The 18,742-nt window shown below is 53.6% G+C and carries 23 protein-coding genes and 1 pseudogene; 2 read left to right on the top strand and 22 right to left on the bottom strand.

Annotated features, from left to right (window positions below):
• Nucleotides 1-5 precede the first annotated feature (5 nt).
• The 5 genes from BUA49_RS06350 to BUA49_RS06330 form a co-directional block, all read right to left on the bottom strand.
• On the bottom strand, nt 6-359 hold the full coding sequence (locus BUA49_RS06350) for a type II toxin-antitoxin system RelE/ParE family toxin (protein ID WP_072796356.1): 354 nt from the start codon (nt 357-359) through the stop codon (nt 6-8).
• Between the two features lie 114 nt (nt 360-473).
• Nucleotides 474-1,166 (bottom strand): transposase, encoded by a 693-nt coding sequence (locus BUA49_RS06345; protein WP_072796355.1) that lies wholly within the window; start codon nt 1,164-1,166, stop codon nt 474-476.
• A 152-nt stretch (nt 1,167-1,318) separates the two neighbouring features.
• Nucleotides 1,319-3,142: a hypothetical protein gene (locus BUA49_RS06340; RefSeq protein ID WP_072796354.1), complete on the bottom strand. Its 1,824-nt coding sequence runs from the start codon at nt 3,140-3,142 to the stop codon at nt 1,319-1,321.
• A 370-nt stretch (nt 3,143-3,512) separates the two neighbouring features.
• A complete protein-coding gene (locus BUA49_RS06335; protein WP_072796353.1) occupies nt 3,513-3,824 on the bottom strand; it encodes a helix-turn-helix domain-containing protein in 312 nt (103 codons plus the stop codon).
• Between the two features lie 14 nt (nt 3,825-3,838).
• On the bottom strand, nt 3,839-4,192 hold the full coding sequence (locus BUA49_RS06330) for a type II toxin-antitoxin system RelE/ParE family toxin (protein ID WP_072796352.1): 354 nt from the start codon (nt 4,190-4,192) through the stop codon (nt 3,839-3,841).
• 269 nt (nt 4,193-4,461) lie between these two features.
• On the opposite strand from BUA49_RS06330, the gene BUA49_RS06325 reads away from it, so the two are divergent.
• Nucleotides 4,462-4,785, top strand: a complete 324-nt coding sequence (locus tag BUA49_RS06325; RefSeq protein WP_072796351.1) for a thioredoxin family protein — start codon at nt 4,462-4,464, stop codon at nt 4,783-4,785.
• Here BUA49_RS06325 and BUA49_RS17525 read toward each other — a convergent pair.
• Complete coding sequence (locus tag BUA49_RS17525) at nt 4,782-5,177, bottom strand: thioredoxin family protein (protein ID WP_084063497.1); 396 nt, start codon at nt 5,175-5,177, stop codon at nt 4,782-4,784. The two genes, BUA49_RS06325 and BUA49_RS17525, sit on opposite strands and share 4 nt — an antisense overlap.
• 259 nt (nt 5,178-5,436) lie before the next feature.
• Here BUA49_RS17525 and BUA49_RS17990 point away from each other — a divergent pair.
• Nucleotides 5,437-5,622, top strand: a pseudogene (locus tag BUA49_RS17990) (thioredoxin family protein); the annotation flags it as partial.
• A 116-nt stretch (nt 5,623-5,738) separates the two neighbouring features.
• On the opposite strand, the gene BUA49_RS06310 reads toward BUA49_RS17990, so the two are convergent.
• The 16 genes from BUA49_RS06310 to urtB all read right to left on the bottom strand — a co-directional run bounded on the left by BUA49_RS06310 (nt 5,739) and on the right by urtB (nt 18,742).
• Nucleotides 5,739-6,221 (bottom strand): TIGR02391 family protein, encoded by a 483-nt coding sequence (locus BUA49_RS06310; RefSeq protein ID WP_072796350.1) that lies wholly within the window; start codon nt 6,219-6,221, stop codon nt 5,739-5,741.
• On the bottom strand, nt 6,214-6,903 hold the full coding sequence (locus BUA49_RS06305; RefSeq protein WP_175547553.1) for a DUF5343 domain-containing protein: 690 nt from the start codon (nt 6,901-6,903) through the stop codon (nt 6,214-6,216). Before BUA49_RS06305 ends, BUA49_RS06310 begins: the two co-directional genes overlap by 8 nt.
• Before the next feature lie 120 nt (nt 6,904-7,023).
• Nucleotides 7,024-7,524 (bottom strand): hypothetical protein, encoded by a 501-nt coding sequence (locus tag BUA49_RS06300; protein ID WP_072796349.1) that lies wholly within the window; start codon nt 7,522-7,524, stop codon nt 7,024-7,026.
• Nucleotides 7,525-8,013 carry a YfbU family protein gene (locus BUA49_RS06295; RefSeq protein WP_072796348.1) on the bottom strand — a complete coding sequence of 163 codons (489 nt, stop codon included), beginning with the start codon at nt 8,011-8,013 and terminating at the stop codon, nt 7,525-7,527.
• Between the two features lie 372 nt (nt 8,014-8,385).
• Nucleotides 8,386-8,964: a HupE/UreJ family protein gene (locus tag BUA49_RS06290; RefSeq protein ID WP_072796347.1), complete on the bottom strand. Its 579-nt coding sequence runs from the start codon at nt 8,962-8,964 to the stop codon at nt 8,386-8,388.
• 60 nt (nt 8,965-9,024) lie between these two features.
• The gene (gene ureG / locus BUA49_RS06285) at nt 9,025-9,663 is read right to left on the bottom strand and encodes an urease accessory protein UreG (RefSeq protein WP_072796346.1); all 639 of its coding nucleotides are present in this window, start codon (nt 9,661-9,663) and stop codon (nt 9,025-9,027) included.
• A gap of 39 nt (nt 9,664-9,702) precedes the next feature.
• The gene (locus tag BUA49_RS06280; protein ID WP_072796345.1) at nt 9,703-10,404 is read right to left on the bottom strand and encodes an urease accessory protein UreF; all 702 of its coding nucleotides are present in this window, start codon (nt 10,402-10,404) and stop codon (nt 9,703-9,705) included.
• The gene (gene ureE, locus BUA49_RS06275) at nt 10,388-10,882 is read right to left on the bottom strand and encodes an urease accessory protein UreE (protein ID WP_072796344.1); all 495 of its coding nucleotides are present in this window, start codon (nt 10,880-10,882) and stop codon (nt 10,388-10,390) included. Before ureE ends, BUA49_RS06280 begins: the two co-directional genes overlap by 17 nt.
• 20 nt (nt 10,883-10,902) lie before the next feature.
• The gene (gene ureC / locus BUA49_RS06270; RefSeq protein ID WP_072796343.1) at nt 10,903-12,606 is read right to left on the bottom strand and encodes an urease subunit alpha; all 1,704 of its coding nucleotides are present in this window, start codon (nt 12,604-12,606) and stop codon (nt 10,903-10,905) included.
• 150 nt (nt 12,607-12,756) lie between these two features.
• Complete coding sequence (locus BUA49_RS06265) at nt 12,757-13,074, bottom strand: urease subunit beta (protein WP_072796342.1); 318 nt, start codon at nt 13,072-13,074, stop codon at nt 12,757-12,759.
• Nucleotides 13,075-13,084: 10 nt separating this feature from the next.
• Nucleotides 13,085-13,387, bottom strand: a complete 303-nt coding sequence (ureA, locus tag BUA49_RS06260) for an urease subunit gamma (protein WP_072796341.1) — start codon at nt 13,385-13,387, stop codon at nt 13,085-13,087.
• A 177-nt stretch (nt 13,388-13,564) separates the two neighbouring features.
• The gene (locus BUA49_RS06255) at nt 13,565-14,494 is read right to left on the bottom strand and encodes an urease accessory protein UreD (RefSeq protein ID WP_072796340.1); all 930 of its coding nucleotides are present in this window, start codon (nt 14,492-14,494) and stop codon (nt 13,565-13,567) included.
• The gene (urtE, locus tag BUA49_RS06250; RefSeq protein ID WP_072796339.1) at nt 14,491-15,189 is read right to left on the bottom strand and encodes an urea ABC transporter ATP-binding subunit UrtE; all 699 of its coding nucleotides are present in this window, start codon (nt 15,187-15,189) and stop codon (nt 14,491-14,493) included. Before urtE ends, BUA49_RS06255 begins: the two co-directional genes overlap by 4 nt.
• A complete protein-coding gene (urtD, locus tag BUA49_RS06245) occupies nt 15,189-16,013 on the bottom strand; it encodes an urea ABC transporter ATP-binding protein UrtD (protein WP_072796338.1) in 825 nt (274 codons plus the stop codon). Before urtD ends, urtE begins: the two co-directional genes overlap by 1 nt.
• Nucleotides 16,010-17,134: an urea ABC transporter permease subunit UrtC gene (urtC, locus tag BUA49_RS06240; protein WP_072796337.1), complete on the bottom strand. Its 1,125-nt coding sequence runs from the start codon at nt 17,132-17,134 to the stop codon at nt 16,010-16,012. Before urtC ends, urtD begins: the two co-directional genes overlap by 4 nt.
• A gap of 3 nt (nt 17,135-17,137) precedes the next feature.
• A complete protein-coding gene (urtB, locus tag BUA49_RS06235; protein WP_072796336.1) occupies nt 17,138-18,742 on the bottom strand; it encodes an urea ABC transporter permease subunit UrtB in 1,605 nt (534 codons plus the stop codon).

Raw genomic sequence — 18,742 nt, 5'->3', positions numbered from 1 at the left:
CCCATTCAGACAAGATTCTTCCTTCGGTCTCTCGCCTTTGCCAACTCTTGATCCGGTGTTTTCTGAGTCTTCTTTATAAAGCCGTTTAGCAGCACCATCTCGCCGCGAAACATCGTAAATATGACTCGTGCAATCCGACCGCCTGATAGATCACTGCGGACTTCCCACAAGTCCGAGTTGGCTTTGCCAGAAAACCCTCTGACCAACGGCATCCCCAGTGGCCAACCATACTCCACCGTCTTCAGGTCGGTCCCGATCACTGAACGATCATCCTTATTCAGCTTCAGCAACCACTCTTTGACCGGTTCTCGACCATTGGCGGTTCTGTAAAAAACGACGCTGACTATTTTCCCTGTCATCTATCCTCTTCCACGCTCACACAAATTGTACCTATATCGGTACATCTAAGCAATTAGACTAATTAACTGCGGACGTTCTTCAAAAGTAGATTTTTCCGGAAAACCGGGACAGATCTATTTTTCAGTTATCGGCCTACCCGGCTTCCGCGTTTCCACTCTGATACCGATACGTTTTTCAATTTCATCCACAAACTTGCCGCCACCGGTTAGCTTGTTGCTATTAATAGCCGCCCGAATTAATTCATCTGACGGCGAACCATCTGCCTGCTCAACAAACTTCCGATAGGCTTCAACCCTCATCTGGTGACTAACTGCCAGTCCCCGAAAAGTGTCGGGCTCATCCAGCCAATGGCAGTACGAGCTCCCTACCCGCGCTGAATAGCTCGACCACTCATACGACTCAGGTTTATCCACCATCCCTGCTTTAACAGGATTGAGTTCCACATAGCGACAACAAGCCAACAGATAGGCATCAGTATCAATCGGGCTGATCTTGTAGCGTCCTTCCCAGAGTGAACCACTGCGTTTCTCGAGGGCATTCACAAAGCGTGTCTGGCGACCAGCCAGGCGCTTCATCAATTGAGGAATTGCGGACAGGTTATCGTTCGCCTGAACGACCAGATGAACGTGGTTCGTCATCAGGCAGTAACTGAACACCTCCAGCTCATAGGCCTGCTTCCATTCCTGAAGGTTCGCCAAGTAGTACTCAAAATCACGGCGTTCGACGAACACCGGTTGGCGATTATGACCGCGTTGAACAATATGGTGGGGAAAACCGGGCACAATCACCCTGGCCTGTCTTGGCATCAGCGTCTCCTTGCTTTTGCAGCACAGAATCCATTCTGTGCGCTGGCATCCGATATTAACCGAAGTGCGGAGAGGGTTGGTAGTGACTCAAATCAGCTCCAAGCCATCAGAGAAGCCGCGAAAATAAATCTGTCCCGGTTTTCCCCAAAAGATCACAAGTTGGCGCGATCCGTAATCGAACGCAGCTCATCCTCTAATTTCCCATTTTTATATTCGAGTTCTTTGATTCTCGCCCTCAACTCAGACTTAACATTTGGAACTTTAAGCTCTTCTGAAATATTAAACTCTTCCTTATAGGGCATAATTGGATCAAAAAGCTGCTGATATGCGCGCCCCACAGCTCCAGTAAAAAGGCATAACTGAGGTTGATTAGTACCAATCCGTAAAACTTGATCCTTGGCGATACCAGGATAGGGGTCAATGTAAAAAATTTTTGTTATTCCAATCTGATAAGCTTTTTTTGAACAGAGCTCACAAGGGCTAGCTGTTGTAAACAAAACTCCGCCTTCCAGAGGCTGACCACCATATTTGCTAATTTGAATAAATGCATTTTCTTCAGCGTGGAGAGCTCTGGTGTGTACCTGATTTTTCTCTCCATCCATTGAATTTTGTATATCCTTAAAACAAAAACTACACGGAATTCCTTTTTTCGAGGATGAAATAACTTTATCTCCGTACACTCGGCCAATTAAAGAACGGAAATTGTCATTTTCTTTTTCATATTTCGAGTAAGCATTCACATCCTCGCCATTTAGCAAATCACCCACGTTCCGGAGATTACATGGAGTTTGGCCTTGCGAGACATCATTCCAACCAATTGCTTTAATTGAATAATTTGCATCTGTCACCGCAGCACCAACTTGCCTTGAAATACAACCAGAATTTAATTTCGCGTCAAACGCTAACTGCATACATCTTTCACTTCTCGTGGGCGTAACTAGGCCTGGATGCATCATTAAAGATATATACTTAACTAGCTGACGTTTTAACTCACGAAAGGACTTTCCATCGTCTGATTCATTAAAAATATGAATATCTGCCAACTGAATGCATCTAGCTATATTTTGTGAGAAAAAATATTCCTCACCCTTTAACTTGCTTGGATTCTCTCTTGAATCTATTGCATCTAACTTGATATCAGTTAGATTGAAGTCCCTTCTCAACCTCGACTTTCGTTCAGAGTCATGAGCGGATATAGCCATCAGATAGAAGGCAGAATAGCGCTCTCGGAAAAATGAAGCCTCGAAAGAATTTCTTACTGCGTCCAAACAAACTAGAACACGCTCAGAACTAGAAATACTTCGCCTTCTCAGAAGCTTTATTAGCTTATTAGCCCTCTGAGCCAGTTTATATATATTTTCTGGATTAAACACCTCACTATACGCATTACCAGATCGTCTGATATTATTAGCAAACATTTGGTATAGGCGCGTATAAGTACCGCTTGCAATAGAATCCACAGCATTACGGACTTCCTCAGTAAATTTGGGCACATCATTAAAGTAAAATCCGTACATAAAATCTTCATCAAGCCCTGTTTCAGAGCTTTCTACAACCAGCTTTGCTCTGGTTCTCTCATGATACAGCGCGTTATAACTTTCCTTAAATTTTTCCCCTAGGATTGCCTCCACTTCACCTGCATCAATACCCGAAATATTGGAAACAACGGATAAAAAAGTCTTTAGCTCTCGCTCTAATATGAATGTTGTTATCAAATCTCTTAGCTGGACATGATGAAAATTCCCCCAGTTCTTTTCTAAATACTCATAAAGAACCTTATATTTCCGATCTTCATCGCTTTCAAAATTTACGGACACCGGGCGCGGGGGACAAAATGAGTCGAAATCAGCAGATAGGAGTTTCGCCACTGTCGTACATCCCGACCCTGTTCGGCCAGTAAGTCCAACGACTATGAACTTCCGGCGCTCGTCAAACACCTTTTCAAGGGCCAAACCCGGTTTATTTTTCTTATCCATATCTCTACCTCAATCTCTCATCACCATTTAATACTTAGACTTCATTACAAGCAAAATAAATCTGTCCCGATATTCCTTCTGGCCGACCCTGATTTTTTTGAAGGATGGTGAAGAAATAGCGCGGATCGTCCGCCCAGAAGGCAGCAGCGACATCGAAGATGCACTGCTAAAAATTCACTAAGACCGGCGCCTGCAATTGCTGGCCTGCCAGGAACAATACGGAAACTGGAAAATAAATCTGTCCCGGTTTTTGGAAGACAGCAGCGACATCGAAGATGCACTGCTAAAAATTCACTAAGGCCGGCGCCGGCAATTGCTGGCCTGCCAGGAACAATACGGAAATTGGAAAATAAGTCTGCCCCGGTTTTATTTAAGCCGCGCGAGGCGATCCATTATCCTCGCCAGCCTGCAAGGTCCAAGTCATACCCAGAGCCCGCCCGGCTTTGACGAGCGTTGTGATGGTTACACCAGTGTCCTTCTCATCAAGAAGGCGGTTAACCACTGTACGGCTGGTATGCATTTTCTGGGCAAGTTGAGACTTGTTCACACCCGTCTGCCCCATAGCCTGCTGAATCTGCCAGACGATTACCCGCTTCAGCGCCTCAGCTTCTACTTGCTCAAGTGTGCCGTCAGATTCAAGCAGATCATCGAGAGAGCTGCCAACGTGTTTGTGCTTTGTCATTTTCTTGCTCCCATTCAGACAAGATCCTTCTTTCGATCTCTCGCCTTTGCCAACTCTTGATCTGGTGTTTTCTGAGTCTTCTTTATAAAGCCGTTTAACAACACCATATCGCCGTGAAACATCGTGAATATGACTCGTGCAATCCGACCGCCTGATAGATCACTGCGGGCTTCCCACAAGTCCGAGTTGGCCTTGCCAGAAAACCCTCTGACCAAAGGCATGCCCAGTGGCCAACCATACTCCACCGTCTTCAGGTCAGTCCCGATCACTGAACGATCATCCTTATTCAGCTTCAGCAACCACTCTTTGACCGGTTCTCGACCATTGGCGGTTCTGTAAAATACGACGTTAACCGTTTTCCTTGTCATACAATCCCTTCCTTGGCGAAAATCAGTGTACCTAAATAGGTACGTCGATGCCAGAACACAGCATCATCCAGCGCAACAAGACGGCCCACATTAGAAAGCCGGGGCGCAAAACACCTCAGGCTAGGGTATTGTTCTAAAGACCGTGTCAAAGCGGTTTCAGAGGGTGATCAGGTGACATTGGCAATGAGTAAGACAACCGAGGATAAAACAGCATCCAGAAAACCGGGACAGATTTATTTTCCAGTTGGATAACCCAACAAGGAGACACCATGTCGTACACCAGCCGATATACACCCGAAACCCTGAGCCGTGATGAGCTGGACCAGAGCACGGGCCCAAAGGTGATCGAATTCGGCACCAACTGGTGCGGGATCTGCCAGGGTGCTCAGGCAGACATCAAGGCGGCAATGGACAATCACCCAGACGTTCCGCATGTGAAGGTTGAGGATGGCAAAGGCCGCAGATTGGGGCGGACGTTTGGCGTTAAGCTCTGGCCGACCCTGATTTTTTTGAAGGATAGTAAAGAAATAGCGCGGGTCGTCCGCCCAGAAGGCAGCAGCGACATCGAAGATGCACTGCTAAAAATTCACTAAGGCCAGCGCCGGCAATTGCTGGCCTGCCAGGAACAATACGGAAACTGGAAAATAAATCTGTCCCGGTTTTCTTCGATACTTACAACGCCTGCACTTTGCAGAACCAGCCGGGAAGCCATCAGGAAATAAATCTGTCCCGGTTTTTGTTCATTAAACCAAAGCTGAACAACAGGCAGAGAAAAAATACCGCGAGCGGCACATAACGGGGTAGCGGCGCCCTGGCAATCGATGTAAGCGGTGACCAGGTTTGGAAATTCCTCGCGGGCAAGCGCCTCCAGGCGGGGCTTGATAGACTGACAGACACCACAACTCGCTCCCCCATACAAGAGCAACACCGCAGGGCTCGACTGGATCAATTCCGACAAGACCTCTTCTGAGCTGACGTTCTGCACCGTTAAATCCTTATGAACATGACCGATTTAAATCCCTGCGCCTGGAGGAAAACACGAAACTCACCGAGCCCAAGATTTTATAGTCCGAAATAAACCAAGGTTAATGAAAACCGTAAAAACCGGGACAGATCTATTTTTCACAGAATCCTTTCTGCGCTGGACGCCGATATTAACCGACGCACGGTGAAGGTTGGTGATGACTCATTTTAGCGCTGGGCCATCAGAGAAGCCGAGAAAATAGATCTGTCCCGGTTTTCCGTTTGACAATCACCCAGACGTTCCGCATGTGAAGGTTGAGGATGGCAAAGGCCGAAGATTGGGGCGGACGTTTAGCGTTAAGCTCTGGCCGACCCTGATTTTTTTGAAGGATGGTGAAGAAATAGCGCGGGTCGTGCGCCCAGAAGACAGCAGCGACATTGAAGATGCACTGCTAAAAATTCACTAAGGCCGGCGCCGGCAATTGATGGCCTGTTAGGAACAATGCGGAAACTGGACAATAAATCTGTACCGGCTTTCTAAAAAATCACTATTGCCTATTGATTCCGAGAAGGCTCATATGTGTTATACATCAGACACCTTCTCCAGCCTCCTCAACAACATAGATGCCAGGCTTAGATGATCTAGGCACTCTGTTGGCGTTTCCTTCATGTTTGGTTCATGCCCCCTAGGGTTCCTTATAGCCATTACGCTACCTGAAAAAATAAACCTGTACCCCTCTTGTTCATCCTTTTCACTCGTGCTCGACAAAGGGGTAAGCTTGATGCGTGGCGACTTTTCACTGAAAGCTTGCATCATCAGTTTAACCCCAGATTCAGACAACTTAGAAAGCGTAGCCACCTTTTTGTCAACCAGCTTGTAAGCCTCAAACGTCGCTTGGGCGTAATGCGCATCATCAAAAAGTTTCTGAGAAATATCGACAATACCAGGATGCATATTCCTTTCATCAAAAGGATGGACCCCATCTAATTCTTCTGATGTGTCTGATGATGTATAATTAAAAGCCCTGCGAGCTATTGATTCAAATCGCCCGAATGAATCACTCATTCAAAAGATTTTCCTTGATGCTTTTAAAAATATTGTCATAAGTCTCTCTCGACCCATCAGCCGGTAAATTGATTTCTATTCTCACGCTTAAGCCAAAATCTCGGTTGACTTTCTTGCTCGAACTATTGTTTTCAGAACTAATAGATTTGTAATCAACAGCTTCTGTAGATGACTTACTCGGTTGCTTCTTTGGAGCTGTTTTTGTTTTAGCACCGTTCTTTTCTTTTGATTTTTGACCTCGTGGCGTAGGAATCTCACCAAAGCCAGACAATGCCGAAAAAATTTTGAATGTTCCCGCCTGCCTCTTCCCTATCGTTACACTAGTTTGATCAGCCCGTCGGAAAAAGGTTATGAGGGCATCATCATCAAGCGTCCATGCCTTTTCTCCATGCAAATCGAAGAGATCCGAGTACGCATTGGAAACTAAATCCCTAAAGGATTTAGAAAACTCTTCATCTTTATGATGCGAAAATACCTCAGCGGCCTTCTCCGTTTTCTTTCCGTCAGAGTCTAGTACAGCAACAAACTGAAGCGCATTAATCACATAGCTTTCGTTATTTGAGGCAAGCCCCAATCTCTTAACTGTGTCAGACGTAACCACCGGGGGGAACGCATTACGCAGCTGCATCACCATCTGCGCAATATTTCCTGGTCCTGATATGTACGGATGAGAGTCAGCCATATTTTTTCCTTCTTTTAATAATAGTGATCAATTTATGTTGAAGCTTATGTATAACGCCGCGCTCTGCGGAAAATTTAGAACGCAGCGTAAAATTTTCCTGATATCAGTGCCTTGTTACATTCACTCAACGGAGCTCTCCTTTTGCTCAGTAAGCTCTTTTTTGAGTATCGGGGAAAACATTACTACTTTGTTTAAAATAGACTCGCCAATATCTGAGATATCCTTTGAGCTTCTAGCTGATTTTAACCTGCCAAGGTCTATATTAATCTCATCAAAAGCATCATCTGCAGCGTTCCCATCTGGAGCAGAAAAATAATCCCGCAGCGACTTAAGCTTGTGAATAAACTCCAAAGCAACTTCGGCATCGGTATTGTGATTTGTACCGGTAAGACTTGATGGCTTAGCCGAGCCATACTTTAAAAATGTTCTCTTTGTTGAATCTATATACACCTGCAACTCAGAAAGTTCAGAGGTTCTCCGGTGATTTATCAGTTGCTCTTTAATCCTTCCGGCTAGATTTGCTGCAGACTTTGATATTCCTGCTTGATTCCAAGCGATCCACGCACCGTAAAAAGAAGCAAGAGTTCCGACAACGGATAGTACAGCCATTGCAACTTCCATTTACGCCTCCATGACCGAGGCGATTTCATCTTCTGTTAAATCAAAACCATATTCCTTCCATACAGCAAGCATTCTTCGGTAGTTCTCAAGCATCGGGCCGTGGCTATTAAAATAAGGGTGCTCTTTTCCATACGTTAACTCATCAAATCTCGCTAGCTCGATTACGAAATACTGCACATACCCCATTAGCTCTGTTTCGTAGTTACCATCAAACCCTTGGAATTTCAGCTTATCAGGTATTTCTTGACCATCATGCAATCTTTGCCAAGAGAACGTAATAGATCTGTACATGTCGAGAATATCGAGCACTTCCTTGCACTGCTCTTCAGACAGGCCATCGCTAATGCTCTCTGTCAGCCAGGAGTAGTGAAGTTCATATCCATTCTCAAGCGCTTTTCTATTCTTTGAGTAATAGTCAGCATCCTCTGGATAAAGCTTTTCCAAAATAAGTAGCTGATTGATTAGTTCGTATCGCTTCAATTTATCCATGAGTTCTCCTAGAGAATGTAACTGTGGTTAGATAGCGCCCTTCGTTATTACCGAAAAAGAGACTCGCAGCAACCCTAACGATCAAGCATTCCGGATCGCCGTTGAAGTGGCGAGCGCATAGGGTAATTGCCAGCAGAATGAGCGGTATGAAATACGAGAGATCGAAAAAATGCGGTGTCAGTACTGGGGTGTCCATCGGCCGTTATCCATAACAGTTGGTGCTTCCGTAGTATTTAGCTACCTAAGGTAGACCATCTCAGCACATTCTGTCTGCCCCTATTACAAAAATACATATCTTTATGTCACAAAAAAAAGCTGTGCGGTCATCCCGCACAGCTTTCTCTTTTAACTCTGTTTTCTAGCCGAAAGTCATTACGCGGCGGCCAGAAAAGCTCCGGTTGCGGCAACCACACCACCCAGCACTCGCCCAAACCGGTTATCCGTTTTCTGCATCAAAGCACCAAGCCCCCGGCCGACAAACGTAAGCGCCAACGTCGCAATGGAGAACCCAGCCAGGTAGGCCGCCAGTGCAGCGCCAGCCGGCATTTCCGTACCATGCACAAAGCCATGAAACACCATAAATGCCCCAACCAGTAAACCACCCACAGCGGTCGGCAATTTGGCCATGGTGGCAATCAGAATGCCCGCCAGCAGCACCGAAAAGGCAATACCGGTTTCCACGCCGGGCAGGCTCATGCCGCCCCAGGCGAGACCGGCGCCGAGGATCATTCCGCCGATCACGAACAGTGGTGTGCTGTTTTTAAGTGTGGCGGATTGGCGCACGCTCCAGAAGCCGATTGCGGCCATGGCCAGCAGATGGTCCAGGCCCAGCATGGGGTGCAGCAGGCCACTGGTGAAACCGGTGCCAGCGTCATGGCCGGCGTGGGCGGAGGCGGTGGTAGCGGTAACCATCAGGCCGGTGGCTATCAGTAGTCGGGTGAATGTATTCATGGTGTGTGTCCTCAGTCTGGTCCGTGGTCTTAATGGTTCAGAGTTGGTATCTGTTTTAGCTTAGGCGGTCTCAGCCAGTTTTTCCGGACGTCTTTCCGGGAGCATGCCCCTTTCGAGAATAAAGCTGATAATGGTCTCCAGCCCTACCCCGTCGTAAAGGTTGGCAAACACAAACGGCCGCTCGCCGCGCATCTTTTTGGAATCCCGCTCCATTACCTCCAGCGAGGCGTGCACGTACTCGGCAATGTCGATCTTGTTGATGATCAGCAGATCGGATTTGGTGATGCCGGGGCCGCCTTTGCGGGGAATTTTGTCGCCGGCGGACACGTCGATCACATAAAGAGTGAGATCAGACAGTTCCGGGCTGAAGGTGGCCGACAGGTTGTCGCCACCGGATTCCACTAGTACCAGTTCCAGGTTCGGGTGTCGGCTTTGCAGGTCGTCGATGGCTGCCAGGTTCATGGAGGCATCTTCGCGGATGGCGGTGTGCGGGCAGCCGCCGGTTTCCACGCCGAGGATGCGGTCGGCTGGCAGGGCGTCGTGTTTGAGCAGGAAGTCGGCGTCTTCTCTTGTGTAGATGTCGTTGGTCACTACGGCGATGTCGTAGTGGTCTTTCAGGGCCTTGCAAAGCTGGCGCAGCAATGCGGTTTTGCCGGAGCCTACCGGGCCGCCGACTCCAACTCTCAAACAATGTTTCATGGCGTGTTCTCCGTTTCTCTTGTAATCAGTGTTTGTTTTTCAGCTTCTGAAAAGCCGCGAATACTGGGTTTCGTGTAAGGCGCTGCCGAGGGCCAGGCCGGGCAGAATGGGCCCAAGCTCTTCGTCATCCCGCTGCAGGGCAATCTCTACAGCGGTTACCAATAAGGGGCGCATGTGTTCGGTCACGCGCTGGGCGGCGGTGTGGCCAAGGGGCAGCGCTTTGCAGGCAACCGCCAGCTGGTTTTCCAGCCAGGCCCAGGCGAAGCCGAGCAGGGTCTGGCGCTCGGGTACATTCCGGTGATGGGCCACCCAGGCGAACATGGTGATGTAACCGGGTTCGCTGGGAATCAGGTTCGCATCCGGCAGCAGGCCCAGGTTGCGCAGCAGGGTGACTAACGCTGCGCCGAGGCGGGTGTCTTCATCACTCAGTTCGGCGGTTTCCCGGGTGGTGTGCAGCCAGTCGTTCCACTGTGCAATGGCTTGCGCATCCTTTGCAGCCCAGGCTGTTTGCAAGCGCACCAGCAAAGGCAATTCGCAGCGGCTCAGGCCATCTTCAAGTACGCCTTCCAGCCATCCCTGCAAGTCTGTTTCGTCATTCACCCAACCCAGCTCAAAGGCACTTTCCAGCCCTTGCGACCAGGCGAAAGCCCCGATGGGCAGCGCGGGGCTGACCAGTTGCATCAGGCCCAGTAAGGCCAGGTCGCTGGCTATGGCTGCATCGTTGTTAATGGGCGTGATCATGGTGATGCCCGTGGCCGTGGTCGCCAGATGCCTGCCCGGCCTGGGCATAGGCGCCTGGTTCGGGATCAAACGGCGCTGTGTGGCGAATAATCACCGCGCCCAGGTGCTCGGCCAGTTCCTCCAGCACATGGTCTGGCGGAAAGCGAACCCAGCCGCCCTGGTCATTCTCACCGATGGCGAGGGAGACGTGGCGATTGCCGAGGTGATAACACAGGCGTGCCAGCGGCAGACCGGCTTTTACGTAGGCGGTCACCACCGGTTCTTCCGCTGCGCGGATGCGGATGATCTCGCCGGTTCTGGCTTCCAGCAGGTCGCCGTCTCGCAGCACCGGGCCGCGATCCAGGAACAGGCCAACGTCCTGGCTGGTTTCCGTGGTGGTTCTCAGCCGGCCCCGCATGCGCAGTTCGTAGGGCAACGTCAGGTTGTCGTGGATTTCAGTGGTATCCACGTTGGTGATGCGTTTAATCAGTTCCAACATAAGGTTCTCCGGTTTCCGGCTCAGAACAAGTGGTAACGCTGAGCCAGCGGCAGTTCAGAGGCCGGCTCGCAGGTAAGCAGTTCGCCGTCTGCGTGCACTTCGTAGGTTTGCGGGTCTACGGTGATGTGCGGGCAGGCGTCGTTCAGTTTCATGTCGCTCTTGCGCACCTGCCGTACGTTCTTGCAGGCCGCCAGCGGGCTGTCCAGGCCCAGTTCTTTGCCAATGCCCGCATCCAGCGCGGCCTGGCTTACGAACGTCAGGCGCGTGGCACTGGCGGCTTTGCCGAAGGCACCAAACATAAGCCGGTAATGCACGGGCTGGGGCGTGGGGATGGAGGCATTGGGATCGCCCATGGGCGCAGCGGCAATCATGCCGCCCTTCACAATGAGGGCAGGCTTTACGCCGAAAAACGCCGGGTTCCACAGCACCAGGTCGGCCAGCTTGCCCACTTCTACCGAGCCCACTTCGTGGCCAATGCCGTGGGTGATGGCGGGGTTGATGGTGTACTTGGCGATGTAGCGTTTGGCGCGGAAGTTGTCGGCGCCCAGGCTTTCATCTTGCGGCAGCAGGCCGCGCTGAACTTTCATCTTGTGGGCGGTTTGCCAGGTGCGGCACACCACTTCGCCCACCCGCCCCATGGCCTGGGAATCGGAGGCGATCATCGAGATCACGCCCAGGTCGTGCAGGATGTCTTCCGCTGCGATGGTCTCGCGGCGAATGCGCGAATCCGCGAAGGCGACGTCTTCGGGAATATTCGGGTCCAGGTGGTGGCACACCATCAGCATGTCGAGGTGTTCGTCGATGGTGTTCACGGTGTAGGGCCGTGTGGGGTTGGTAGACGACGGCAGCACGTAGGGTTTGGAGCAGGCGGTAATGATGTCCGGCGCGTGGCCGCCGCCGGCGCCTTCGGTGTGGTAGGTGTGGATGCAGCGCTCTTTGAACGCGGCCAGGGTATCTTCCACAAAGCCGGATTCGTTCAGGGTGTCGGTGTGAATGGCGACCTGTACGTCGTATTTGTCGGCCACGGTGAGGCAGTTGTCGATGCTGGCCGGGGTGGTGCCCCAGTCTTCGTGCAGTTTCAGGCCCATGGCGCCGGCTTTTATCTGCAATTCCAGGGCTTCCGGCAGGCTGGTGTTGCCTTTGCCCAGGAAGCCTATGTTCATGGGCTGGCTGTCGACAGCCTGCAGCATTTTGCCCATGTGCCAGGCACCGGGTGTGCAGGTGGTGGCGTTGGTGCCGGTGGCCGGGCCGGTGCCGCCGCCGAGCATGGTGGTAATGCCGCTCATGAGCGCTTCTTCAATCTGCTGCGGGCAGATGAAGTGAATGTGGGAATCGATGCCACCGGCGGTGAGAATTTTGCCTTCGCCGGCGATGATTTCGGTGCCGGGGCCGATCACGATGGTGACGTCTGGCTGGGTGTCGGGGTTGCCGGCTTTGCCGATGGCGGCGATGCGGCCGTTTTGCAGGCCAACGTCGGCTTTAACGATGCCCCACCAGTCCAGAATCAATGCATTGGTGATAACGGTGTCCATCACGGTGTCGTCGGCGCGCTGGCTTTGGCCCATGCCATCGCGGATGACTTTTCCGCCGCCGAATTTTACTTCGTCGCCGTAATGGGTGTGATCTTTCTCGACCTCAATCCACAGTTCGGTATCGCCGAGCCGCACGCGATCGCCCACGGTGGGGCCGTACATGTCGGCGTAGGCTTGCCTTGTGATTTTCATGCTATCCCTCATTTGTTGGCTTGGGTGCAGGAGCAAGTGGGAATGACTTTCCAAAACACGCTCCTTGCGGCACATCCATGTGACGCTTGGGCTCCGCCATCCATGGCTCCGCACAGTTTTGGAAAGTTATTCCCACTCGCTCTCCCGGAATCATTTCGTGGCGTCCAAACTGCCCATGACTTCGGCTCTAAAGCCATAAATCTCCCGACTGCCGCTGAACGGAATCAGGGTGACTTGGCGGACCTGGCCCGGCTCAAAACGAATGGCGGTGCCGGCGGCTACGTCCAGGCGGTAGCCTTTAGCTTTCGGTCGATCAAAATCCAACGCTGGATTCGCCTCGGCGAAATGATAGTGAGAGCCGATCTGTATCGGGCGGTCTCCGGTGTTGGCGACGTCAACAATGATGCGTTCGCGGCCAGCGCAGAGTTCTATTTCGCCGTCTTTAAGTTGGTACTCTCCGGGAATCATGGCGCGCTCCTTACACGATGGGGTTGTGAACGGTGACGAGTTTGGTGCCGTCCGGGAAGGTGGCTTCTACCTGCACTTCCGGGATCATGTCGGCGATGCCGTCCATCACGTCGGCGCGGGTCAGAATTTCTGCGCCGCTGCTCATCAGCTCCGCGACGGATTGGCCGGCTCTGGCGCCTTCCATGATTTCAGCGCTGATAAGGGCGATGGCTTCGGGATAATTCAGTTTCAGGCCTTTGGCTTTACGGCGTTCGGCTAGCAGTGCCGCCGTGAACAGCAGCAGCTTGTCTTTGTCTCTTGGTGTCAGTTCCATCTTGTTCTCCGTCTCACTAACTGTTTGTTTCGCTACAGGCCCGCACCCAAGTCTTGTGAACAGGGCGGGAGGAACCGTTCGGGGATGTCAAAAACATGGATGTTTTTGTCAAGCGTACAGGGACGTATTCACAGCGTGCCCCGAACGGTTCCTCCCGCCCTGTTCCAACTGCCAAGGTCAGGTCAGCCATATTCGAGGCACCATGGCCGGCTGGCCGGTAAGCCTTGGCCTGAGCAGTTCCCAGGCTTGCTGGCATAACGCCCAGGCTTCGTTTCTTTCCTGCCCCAGATAACGCAGCAGCACTACGCCACGGCGGCGGGTGACGGCCCAGCGGTGGTTGGCGGGCAGGGTTTCTCTGAGTTCTTCAATGGCGGCGGCTTCGTCTTCGAGGCCGACCACCCAGAGGGTGGCCTGTACGGTGGCACCGCCCTGCCCCCAGTGGCCTTTGAACCGGGGATGTGCGGGATCCATAAGTTGGCGTTCGAGCCATAAAGGGCGGCCATCCATCAGCAGGCTGAATCGCTGCTGCAAGTGGCCGGAGACGAACGGCAGCTTGCTGGCCGGGCGGCCGAGGGCGAGGATTTCCCAGCCGATGCATTTGGCGCCGGTTTCCAGTTCGATGGTGGTGGTCTGCTCGCCCCTGGAGCCGTCAAACGCGAGGGTTTCCTGGGGCAGGTATTCAAGGATGCCGTTTTTTGCCACCTGCAAACGGGTGTGCTGGCCCCAGGCAACGCCGTGGCTGTCGGCTTTATAGAGTTTAGCTGCCGCTGGCGTGGTGAGCAGCACATGGGCTCCCTCACCGACGCTGGCCTCAATGCGAAGCTCGTCACCACTGACCAGCCCACCGGGCGGATGCAACAGGTAAACGTGGCAGCAGCCATGTCGCCCTTCCGGGTAGAACGGCCGCTGAACCCTTAACGGGCCATGGTGTTTTCGACGCACCAGGCGGGTAACCGCTTTCTCCTCGCCTTCGTGTCGTGCTTCAAAGCCAAGAGACAAGCTGGCCGCCCAGCGCCGCTCCGAATCGAAGCGGTGGCCAGAATCCTGGCCTGGCTGATGCAAAGGCTCTGGCTGATGCAAAGGTTCTACCCGCTGGAAAACGGTCATACCGTCAGGTGCTTCTTGATCAGTTCATCGGTCAGGCCAGCAATTTCGCCTTCGGCCACGCGGCGGCCCCGATCGAGGATGGCGAAGCGGTCGGCGTATTTGCGGGCAAACGGCAGCTTTTGCTCGACCAGCAACACGGTAAGACCGTCTTCCTCAATCAGCTTGCGGATAACCTCACCAATCTGGGCGACGATGTTGGGCTGAATGCCCTCACCCGGCTCATCCAGAATCAGCAGGCGGGGCTCGATCACCAGCGCCCTGCCAATGGCGAGCTGCTGTTGCTGGCCGCCGGAAAGATCGCCGCCCCGGCGATGGCGCATTTCTTTCAGCACCGGGAACAATTCGTACACCCGTGCGGGGATTACCTTGCAGCCATCTTTGCGCACGGCCAGTCCGGTACGGAGGTTTTCTTCCACGGTCAGCAGCGGGAAGATCTGCCGGCCCTGGGGCACATAACCGATGCCGAGGCGGGCGCGGTCTTCTATTTTCTTTTGGGTGAGTTCCACGTCCGAGGCGAACGCGAGGGAGCCGCTTTTCACGCTCTCCTCGCCCATGATGCATTTCATCAGAGTGGTCTTGCCTACACCGTTTCGCCCCATCACGCAGGTGCACTGGCCCTGGGGTACGTCCAGCTCCAGATCCCAGAGGGTGTGGCTTTCGCCGTAATACTGGTTGAGCTTGTCGATCCTGAGCATCACGCCTCCTCCCCGAGATACACCTTGATCACTTCCGGGTCGTTGGAGACCTGGTCCATGGAGCCTTCCGCCAGCACGCTGCCCTGGTGCAGAACGGTGACTTTGCGGGCGATGGAGCGCACAAAGCCCATGTCGTGCTCTACCACCACCACCGATTGTTTACCGGCCAGACTGGTGAGCAGTTCGGCGGTGCGTTCCATTTCCTGTTCGGTCATGCCGGCGACAGGCTCATCCACCAGCAGCAGGCGCGGCTTCTGCATCAGCAACATGCCGATTTCCAGCCACTGCTTCTGGCCGTGGGAGAGAATGCCGGCCAGAGCCAGGCGCAGCTCCTTGAGGCCAATTATTTCCAGCACTTCATCGATGCGATCCCGGTATTCAGTTGTCATGATGGCGGTCAGGGTCGGCAGGATGCGCTTATCTGTGGCCATGGCCAGCTCCAGGTTTTCGAATACCGTCAGCGCTTCAAATACCGTGGGCTTCTGGAACTTGCGACCAATGCCGAGAGAGGCGATGTCTGGTTCGCTCAGGGTGAGCAGGTTGTGGCGGCTGCCAAACCACACCGAGCCGGTATCCGGGCGGGTTTTGCCGGTGATGATGTCCATCATGGTCGTTTTGCCTGCACCGTTAGGGCCGATGATGCAGCGCAGTTCGCCGTCGTCGATGGTGAGGTTGAGATTATTGATGGCTCTGAAGCCATCAAAACTGACGTTAACGCCTTCCAGGTACAGAATGGGGCCGTGCCGCACATCCACGGGGGACTGTGCCGGCACAAGAAATTCAAATACCTTATCCCGATTGGTCAGTTCCTGAATAAGGCTCATGCGGTAGCCTCCTGTTCCGGAAGGGTGTTACCGGCGTCCTTGGCTTTCTTCGGCTTGAACAACAGGCCGGCGATGCCTTTGGGCAGGAACACAGTCACCAGAACAAACAGTCCGCCGAGCGCAAACAACCAGGCGTCCGGCATGATGCCGGTGAACACTGTTTTGCCGTAGTTCACCAGTATTGCACCAATGACGGCACCGTATAGCGTGGCGCGGCCACCGAGTGCCACCCAGACCACCACCTCGATGGAGAACAACGGCGAGAATTCGCTGGGGTTAATGATGCCTACTTGAGGCACATAGAGCGCACCCGCCACACCGGCCAGCATGGCGGAGACCACAAACACAAACAGCTGCACCCGCTCTACCCGGTAACCGAGGAACCGTGTGCGCGCCTCGGCATCCCGGCAGGCAATACTCACGCGGCCCAGCTTGCTGGTAACAATGCCGCGGCAGATCAGGTAGCCAATGGCCAGAGCAATGCCGGTGGCGATGAACAGGCCAAGCCGGGTGGCATCGGTGCGCAGATCAAAGCCGAGGATGTCCTTGAAGTCGGTCAGGCCGTTATTGCCGCCAAAACCCATCTCGTTGCGGAAGAAGGCCAGCATCAGTGCGAACGTCAGCGCCTGAGTAATGATGGAGAGGTAGACCCCGGTCACCCGTGAGCGAAAGGCCAGGAAGCCAAACACCAGAGCCAGGATGCCCGGCGCCAGCAGCACCATGATGAAGGCGAACCAGGCCATGTCGAAGCCGAGCCAGTACCAGGGCAGCTCCTGCCAGTTCAGGAACACCATGAAATCCGGCAGCATCGGATCGCCGTAAACGCCGCGATCACCAATCTGGCGCATCAGGTACATGCCCATGGCGTAGCCACCCAGGGCGAAAAAGGCGCCGTGGCCCAGGCTGAGGATACCGAGGTAGCCCCACACCAGATCCACCGCCACTGCCAGCAGCGCGTAGCACAGGTACTTGCCCAGCAGCGTGATGGTGTAGGAGCTTACATACAGGGCGCTGTCCTGCGGTATGAACACATGCAGCACACTGACAATCACCAGAGAGGCGAAGAGCACACCCAGGAAAATTCGAGTGGAACGTTCCTGCAAGGGTCTCGTTAACCACATACCTTAACCCTCCGCCGCACGGCCCTTCTGGGGGAAGAGTCCCCGAGGGCGTTTCTGAATGAACAGGATGATGAAGACCAGCACCATGATCTTGGCGAGTACTGCGCCGACCCACGGTTCCAGAAGTTGGTTGATGGTGCCCAGCGTCATACCCGCCAGCAGGGTGCCCCAGAGGTTACCCACGCCGCCGAACACCACCACCATGAAGGAGTCGATGATGTAGCTCTGGCCCAGATTGGGGCCAACGTTGGTAATCTGGGAGAGTGCAACACCCGCGAGGCCGGCGACACCGGAACCCAGAGCGAAGGTGAGGATGTCCACTTTCGTAGCCTTGATACCCATGGAGCGGGCCATGGCGCGATTCTGGGTGACTGCGCGCACTTCCAGGCCAAGCCGGGTCTTGCGCATGATCAGCATCAGGCCCGCGAACACCACCAGGGCAAAGCCGATCACGTAAAGGCGGTTCAGGGTGAGTGACAGCGCTTCGTTGATCATCACCGAGCCGCTCATCCAGTCTGGCGTGATCACGGTGCGGTTGAGTGGTGAAATCACGGTACGCACGAGCTGCTGCAGGATCAGGCTGACACCAAAGGTAGCGAGCAGGGTTTCCAGCGGGCGGCCTTTCAGGTGCTGGATCACGGTGCGCTCTATCGCGACACCCGCCAGTGCTGCCACCAGAAAACCGGCAGGAATGGACAGGAGCAGCGCCAGACCGGGCTGGCCCGGCAGCAATTGCTGCATGCCCCAGGTGGTGTAGGCGCCCAGCATGATCAGTTCGCCGTGGGCCATGTTGATCACGCCCATCACGCCGAAGGTGATGGCAAGGCCAATGGCTGCCAGCACCAGAACGGAGCCGAGGGATAACCCGAAATACAGGGTCTCAGCGGCACGGTTCAGTGTCAGTTTCTGTTCGATGCTTGCCATGGCCTCGGTGGCCGCAGCCACCAGCGCAGCATCGTCGCTGCGCATGGCTTGTTGCAGGGCAGCGCGGGCTTCTGAGTTGAGGCTGCCGGAAAGGGTTGCCACGGCAGCAACATCGCCCTGCTCTTCCACTTTATAGATGGCCAGGGCTTCGGTGAGTGCCGCCTGAACCGACGCGCTCTCTTCGGTTTCAATCAGTTCGGGTATGCGCTCAGCCAGAGTTCCGTCCACGCTGCCTTTGAGGGCGCGGGCGGCGGATAAACGGTTGTCCTCATCAGGACTCTTCAGATCAATCACCGACAGGATGCTTTCCAGCTCATTACGCAGAGCGTTGTTGACGCGGATGGTGTCGATGTCGCGGCGGGAAATTTCACCGAGGTTTTCGCCGGTGAGTGCGCTTTCCACGGTCCAGTCCCGGCCCCGGTTTTCCAGCACGATGATGAATTGGCCGCTGGATTCAATGCGGCCCAGCTTGTTGCTGGCGTAGGATTCGAGCCAGCCTCGGGCGCGCTCATCGCCACTGCCGGCGATCTGGTTGACCACCTCTTTCTTTTCCGCAAATGAGGATTCTGCCAGTGTGGTAAGCAGTTTCTGCGCTTCCGAATCTTCTACCTTTGCCTGCGAAAGGCCGGGGCAAAGCAGAAAGAAGGCGAGCAGCGGATGGCTGAGCAGTCGAGTGATGCCCAT

The organism is Marinobacter antarcticus (genome assembly GCF_900142385.1).
GTDB classification, from domain to species: Bacteria; Pseudomonadota; Gammaproteobacteria; order Pseudomonadales; family Oleiphilaceae; genus Marinobacter; species Marinobacter antarcticus.
Note: the sequence above shows the minus strand (reverse complement) of the source record. Positions and strands in the feature narration are given on the sequence as shown.